The 6,049-nt window shown below is 37.9% G+C and carries 9 protein-coding genes; 4 read left to right on the plus strand and 5 right to left on the minus strand.

The window, feature by feature from the left end:
• Positions 1 to 22 precede the first annotated feature (22 nt).
• The 5 genes from HMPREF1019_RS03355 to HMPREF1019_RS03375 are packed head-to-tail and all read right to left on the minus strand — an operon-like array spanning position 23 to position 3,069.
• Entirely contained in the window at positions 23 to 364 is a 342-nt protein-coding gene (locus HMPREF1019_RS03355; protein WP_180997389.1) for a hypothetical protein, read from the minus strand.
• A 50-nt stretch (positions 365 to 414) separates the two neighbouring features.
• Positions 415 to 846, minus strand: coding sequence for a hypothetical protein (locus tag HMPREF1019_RS03360; protein ID WP_009294262.1), 432 nt, complete (start codon positions 844 to 846; stop codon positions 415 to 417).
• Between the two features lie 9 nt (positions 847 to 855).
• Entirely contained in the window at positions 856 to 1,869 is a 1,014-nt protein-coding gene (locus tag HMPREF1019_RS03365; protein ID WP_009294263.1) for an alanine racemase, read from the minus strand.
• Positions 1,862 to 2,101 carry a CmeU family protein gene (cmeU, locus tag HMPREF1019_RS03370; protein WP_009294264.1) on the minus strand — a complete coding sequence of 80 codons (240 nt, stop codon included), beginning with the start codon at positions 2,099 to 2,101 and terminating at the stop codon, positions 1,862 to 1,864. Before cmeU ends, HMPREF1019_RS03365 begins: the two co-directional genes overlap by 8 nt.
• 2 nt (positions 2,102 to 2,103) lie before the next feature.
• Complete coding sequence (locus HMPREF1019_RS03375; protein ID WP_009294265.1) at positions 2,104 to 3,069, minus strand: L,D-transpeptidase family protein; 966 nt, start codon at positions 3,067 to 3,069, stop codon at positions 2,104 to 2,106.
• Positions 3,070 to 3,207: 138 nt separating this feature from the next.
• Between HMPREF1019_RS03375 and HMPREF1019_RS03380 the strand changes: the two genes are divergently transcribed.
• The 4 genes from HMPREF1019_RS03380 to HMPREF1019_RS03395 all read left to right on the plus strand — a co-directional run bounded on the left by HMPREF1019_RS03380 (position 3,208) and on the right by HMPREF1019_RS03395 (position 6,041).
• Positions 3,208 to 3,630 carry a copper chaperone PCu(A)C gene (locus tag HMPREF1019_RS03380; RefSeq protein WP_009294266.1) on the plus strand — a complete coding sequence of 141 codons (423 nt, stop codon included), beginning with the start codon at positions 3,208 to 3,210 and terminating at the stop codon, positions 3,628 to 3,630.
• Complete coding sequence (locus HMPREF1019_RS03385) at positions 3,630 to 4,094, plus strand: hypothetical protein (RefSeq protein ID WP_009294267.1); 465 nt, start codon at positions 3,630 to 3,632, stop codon at positions 4,092 to 4,094. Before HMPREF1019_RS03380 ends, HMPREF1019_RS03385 begins: the two co-directional genes overlap by 1 nt.
• A gap of 9 nt (positions 4,095 to 4,103) precedes the next feature.
• The gene (locus HMPREF1019_RS03390) at positions 4,104 to 4,646 is read left to right on the plus strand and encodes an SCO family protein (protein ID WP_009294268.1); all 543 of its coding nucleotides are present in this window, start codon (positions 4,104 to 4,106) and stop codon (positions 4,644 to 4,646) included.
• Positions 4,647 to 4,754: 108 nt separating this feature from the next.
• Positions 4,755 to 6,041 carry a HAMP domain-containing protein gene (locus tag HMPREF1019_RS03395; RefSeq protein WP_009294269.1) on the plus strand — a complete coding sequence of 429 codons (1,287 nt, stop codon included), beginning with the start codon at positions 4,755 to 4,757 and terminating at the stop codon, positions 6,039 to 6,041.
• The last annotated feature ends 8 nt before the right edge of the window (positions 6,042 to 6,049 follow it).

A 6,049-nucleotide genomic window follows, 5' to 3' on the forward strand; every position in this document is an offset into this window, starting at 1 on the left:
TAGAAATATTTGAAATTATATATCACTGTAAGATCTTGCAATCACGATCTTCTATAGTGTATTCAAAGATTAGTTCGCCGTTTTCTGAGTAGAAAATTTCATCCAAGCTAACGCCAATGCTTAGCATATTTAAAATTTCTTTATCCTTGCAGGCGGTTCTTAAATTCTCTTTTTTTATAGCTTCGATAAATTCCAAAAGTTCTTTTTCTTCAAGCCTTTTGATCTCTTGCTTTCTTGCATGTTTGACGGCGTATCTGTAGATGAGCGTATCGCCCACGTTTAAGATATCATTAAGTGTAAGTGTTGGCGTACAGATAAATGGGAGCTTTTTTTTGTAGTATGTTGCGTGATTTTTCGCTGCCATATCTGGCGTCAGAGCCAGAGCTAGCGAGCAAAAAAACAGCGCAAAAATGGCTACTCGCAACTACTCTTATCCAGCTTCAAATCAAAAAGATGTCTGCCCTCAAAGCCGTAGCTACCACTTAGCGTGATGCCACGATTTAGCGCAGCTCTTGCCATGCCTGAGTTGCAAAGCGCCTCTTTTCCGTTTTGATAAAATTCATCTTTTAAAGCCGAAATTTGAGCCTTGTTGTAGCCTTTTAGCTTCTTTGTCTTGGTCTCGTTTAAGACAAACTCGCCATGTATGTTTAGCCCGTCGCTGCTTACATCTTTTAGCGTTATCATCTCATCGACCCTACTTGGCAAATTTGGCTTTGCAGTTTGGATGACAAAGGCTGGGATCTGCTTTGTATCAAGCTGATTTAGTATCTGCTCATAGACTTTAAACTCACTCTCTTGCACACCAAAAGCAAGGCTTGCAAGAGCTAATAAAACGATCTTTTTCACATATTACCTTTATATAAATTTTCTAGTTATATTTGGCGAGAGTTTGACCAAGATGTCGTAGTTTATCGTGCCAAAAAAGTTAGCCCAAACGTTTGCATCTTCAAAGACACAGGTCCACTCGCCACTATCTTTACAGCTAAAGCTATCCATCGAAATTTTACCAAGTATCATCTCGCCGTTTGCAAGTCTTAGCTCGCCTAGCCCATTGTATCTTAGCAGTCCGTCGCCATATCCAAGGTCGTAAGTAGCGACGTTTATATCATCTTTTGCTATAAATTTGGCCCCATATCCCACGCTTTGACCACTTTTTAAAACCCGCCTGCTAACGCGCTTTGCCCAAAGTGAAAGCACTGGCTTTAAATTTAAAGAGCCATTAAACTGAGCATATCCATACTGAGCGATACCCACACGCACCATCTCATCTTCAACCGCGCTAGCTCTTTCAAGGGCGGCTGAGTTGTGAGAGTGAAAGATCGGTTTTTTTATACCAAACTCATCGCAAAGAGCTAAAATTTTCGCTTTTGCGGCACTAAAATTTTCTCTTTGCACGAAATAATCAGCATTTAGCTCATCGCTTGCGCGAAAGTGCGTATAAGCGCCAAGAAGCTCTAAATTTCTTCTAGCTAAAATTTCAAATGCATAATCAAGCTCGCTTATATCAAGCCCATTTCTATGCATGCCAGTGTCGATGGCGAGGTTGATTTTTGTATTTTCTTTTATCTTTAAAAGTGCGTCTATGTCGTTTATGGCGTAGGTAAATTTAGCGCTCTCATCGCCTGTTGGGATGTGTGAGAGGATCAAGATATTTTCAAAGATATCAGCGATCTCATTTGCTTCAAATTCGCTCTTTACGGCGCAGTTCTTTATGCCAAATTTCTTAGCCTCGCTAGCTATGAGCCTTGCGCCGTGCCCATAAGCGTTATCTTTTAGCACGACGATCACTTTTTCTTTTCCGCCAGCTTTGTCACAAATTTTAGTTAGATTGTGGATGTAAGCTGCTTTGTTTAGGCGTATCTCAGACATTGAAATTCACATCATAAGCTTTATAAACGTCAGGCAAGAGCTTTCTTACGTTGTAGTCAAATGCATAAAATTTAGCGTAAATTTCTTTTAGATCAGCCTCTTTGACCTTGCTAAAGTCAAAGACGTCAGTGCCATTTTTCTTTGGTACTTGGCGGTCTAGCTCAGCAAAAAATGCAGACCTCGCCTCTAAAATTTTCTCTATCTTCTCTTTTACTTCTTGAGATTTTTCCACTTCTACTCCTCTATAAAAATTTTCATCTCATCGCCATAAAGCTTGACATAAAGGGTCTTTTGACCTGCAAATTTATGCGTATCAGCAGCATAATCCTCATAAAAACTCACGCGAAAGAGCTTGTCATTTTTAAGGTTTGGATAAGGCGTGATGAGAAAATTTGAAAAAGCGATATGTTTTTTCTCTTTTTTAGAAAAGATCGCTCGTTTCATATTTTTAAAATTTTCTAAGCTCATGCCGTCATATCGCTCAAAGTCTTTATCATAAAATTTCAAATAGCTATCGATGTCACTCTCACTCCAAGTCTTCTTCCAGTTAAGAATTCCAGAGATGATCACCGCTATGTCGTTCACGCTTGCTTCTGGGCGCTTGTCCTCGTAGATAAATGCGAGCGTTTTTTTGTGGTCTATAACTTCGTCAAATTTCATCAAGATGTCATTTTGCATAGCTACGCAGCCTTTTGTCTTTAGCTCATCTGTCCTTTGACCATCGAGTGGATAGCCATGTATCCAGATGCCGCTGCCATTACGTTTTGCAAGTTTATCAAGTAAATTTGGATATGAAAGAGAAAAAGCAAGTGGGCCAAGATATCTGTCATTTGGCGTAAATCTACGTGTGAGCTGATAGACGCCAACTGGCGTTTTTAGGTCGCCCTCAAGCAGTTTATCGCCATTTTTACCAACGATGACGCTTGAGCTAAAGAGTTTTTTTGTAACGCCGTCTTTATAAGAGATAACCTCAAGCTCTTTGTCAGTCTTATCAACCACGCTTATAAGTATCTCGTTGTCGTAATATCCGTATCTAACGTCCTTGTCTTTGAGCTTGTTTAGCCAGTAGTCCTTACTTAAAATATTTTTTTCAATGGCTTCTATGACGGCAGATGGGCCATTTTTTAAGTAAATTTCTTCGTAATTTTGGGCAAAAAGACAAGGCGCTAACGCGATGAAGAAAAATAGTATCTTTTTCAAGTGAAGTGTCCCAAAAAGTAAAATTTAGTGCGTAATTATAACCTAAAAAATTTCAATTTTTAAATTTTAAAGGGAATTTTAGTTTCTTTATATGTATAATATGAGAACAATTATTAAATTTACCACAAAGGAAAATATATGAAAAAACTTGTTTTTGGTGCATTGCTTGCGGCTTCTACACTAATGGCAGCTGACATCAGCCTAGAAAATGTCAGAGCAAGAGACACAAAGCCTGGCACAAACAACAGCGCTATTTTCATGAATATCAAAAACGCTTCAAATGCCGATGTAAAGCTAGTTGGCGTTCATTCAAGTGTTTGTAAAAGCACTGAAATTCACACTCACAAGATGGAAAATGGCATGATGGCTATGGTTCAGGTTGAAGACGCCGTTATCCCAAAAAATGGCGAGACAAAGCTAGCGCCTGGCGGTCTTCATATCATGCTTATGGATCTAAACAAACCCATAAAAGATGGCGACAAGGTTGATCTGGAGCTTAAATTTAGCAACGGCGAGAGCATCAAGCTTGATAATATCGGGGTAACCAAAAACTTTAAATAATGAAAAAAATTCTAATCCTTTTTTCACTCATCTTTATCGTAGCAGGCGCTTTTTGGATAGGTCATAAATTTATGGTCAGCAAAGAGGATCCGCCTGAATTTGCCGATGTAAATACATCACTTGATCCTCTAAAATGTGATCTAAACAAAGATGCTTGCGAGGTGAAATTTAATGGCGTTAAGCTAAAGATAGACATCTCGCCAAGACCGATCTTTGCGATGAGACCGTTTAGCTTTAAGATCATTAATGGCAAAAATTTAGGGCTAAAAGATCCAAATCTTGCTATTGAAGGCATAAATATGAATATGGGCTTGATAAAGGCAAGGCTTGATCAAAGAGGCGATAATCTAATAGCGCAAGTCGTGCTAAGTGCTTGCGTGGTCGATCTTATGAGGTATAGGTTTAAGCTGCTTGATGGCGAAAAGGATACTGGATTTTTTGTCGATCTTGATCTAAAAATGTAAGGGCAAATGATGAAAAAGACACTTTGGGGCTTAATGATAATCTTAATATGCGCAGGTCTTGCGATGCTTTTTATAAAGCCAAACAAGTATGATTTTAAGGCGCTTTCAGAGCATGGCGAAGTGAGCCTTAAAAATTATAACGGCAAGTATAAAGCGATATATTTTGGTTATCTTTACTGCCCCGATGTCTGCCCCACTACGCTCTCTCTTGTGGGCGATGAGCTAAATAAACTAAAAAGAGACGACTTTGAGCTACTTTTCATCACTCTTGATCCTGAGCGTGACACGCCTGAAAATTTAACCCTAATGGCAAAAAATTTCTACAAAGATGCAGACGGGCTAAAGATAAATGATCTGCCAAAAGTAGCTAAAAACTATGGCGTAAAATACCAAAAAGTGCATCTTAAAAACTCTGCTATGGGCTACTCTGTCGCTCACAGCTCTGCTATCTATCTGCTAGATAAAGAGGGAAATTTCTACAGTGAAATTTCAAATTTAACTAGCGAAAATATCAGAGAAAATCTTTTAAATTTAATAAAAGATAGACCTTAAATTTAGACAAAAAATTACATTTTTCCGCTAAAAATATCTCAAAAGCTATATAGCTCTTTTTAAACTAGCCGATATAGACAACATAAAATCATATGTAAAGGAATTCGTGTGAAGTCAATCACCAATAAAATAGCGTTAATGTTAATAGTTGCTCTATGTATTTCGTTTGTGGCTATGTCAGCTGCTAGTTACTACACTGCTCAGAACAAGACAACCGAGCTAGTCACACAAGCTCAGCGCCAAATTCTAAAAGATGTTAAAAATGCAATGGATATATTTTTTAACAATAATCTTCATATCGTGGATAGTATGTCTTCTATCCTGTCTAAGCTAGATGAAAACCGCAACGGTATCGACGCCATCTTAGCTCAAGGCAAATCGATGTCAAATAAAGAAGTTGGACTTGTTTATGCTGGCTATAATGACGGTGCGATGTACCGCTCAAATGGCAAAAACGAAACCCCAAAAGATGGCTATGATCCAAGGGCTAGAGACTGGTATAAACTAGCTAAAGAAAAAAATGGCATTACCTTTACTGATCCGTATATATCTTCTTCTTTAAAACAAATGGTAATAAGCTTCGTTGCTCCTATAAAAGATGCCGGCGTTGCAGCTACAAATGTTAGTATCGAAGAGCTAAGCAAAGAGATCATGAGTATCAGCAAGACTGATTATAGCTATGCTTTTGTTGCAGATAAAGATGGTAAGATCATCATCCACCCTGATAAAAATATAATAAATACAGCCCCTGAGCTAACCAAAAAGTTAATCGAGCGATACAAAGCAAAAGATTTTGATGAAAATGGTCTTATACTGTATAAAAATTTAAAAGGTGAAGACCTATATGCTGACTTCATAGAGCTAAACGATCGTGGCTGGCTGGCTATCTCTGCCATGCAAAAAGATGTATTTACGTCAAATACTTTACCCCTCCTAAAGATCCAACTAATCCTAGCAGTGCTATTTATAGTTATCCTCTCAGCATTTGTCTATTTCTTACTTAAAAAGTCTCTTAACCCTATAAAAATCATCCAGTCTAAGCTTGATGATGTGTTTAAATTTGTAACTTACGAAGCAAAAGCACCAAGCAAGCTAGAGGTAAGATCAAATGATGAATTTGGTGAGATGAGTAAAGCGATAAATGAAAACATCGATAAAGTAGTAGCTGGCATCAAAAAAGATAGCACTATGATAGATGAGCTAAATAAGGTAGCAAATTTAATGATCAAAGGAAACCTTGGAGCAAAGATAGGCTCAACTCCAAACAACCCATCGCTAAATGAACTAAAAGAGCTACTAAATAAATTCTTTACATCTATCTCAGCAAATTTAAAGGGCATAACAAATGTTCTTAGCTCATATACTAAAAACGACTTTACAGCAAGGTTGAGATAAACGAAGAG

Origin of the sequence: Campylobacter sp. 10_1_50 (genome assembly GCF_000238755.1) — a bacterium.
Lineage (GTDB): Bacteria > Campylobacterota > Campylobacteria > Campylobacterales > Campylobacteraceae > Campylobacter_A > Campylobacter_A concisus_R.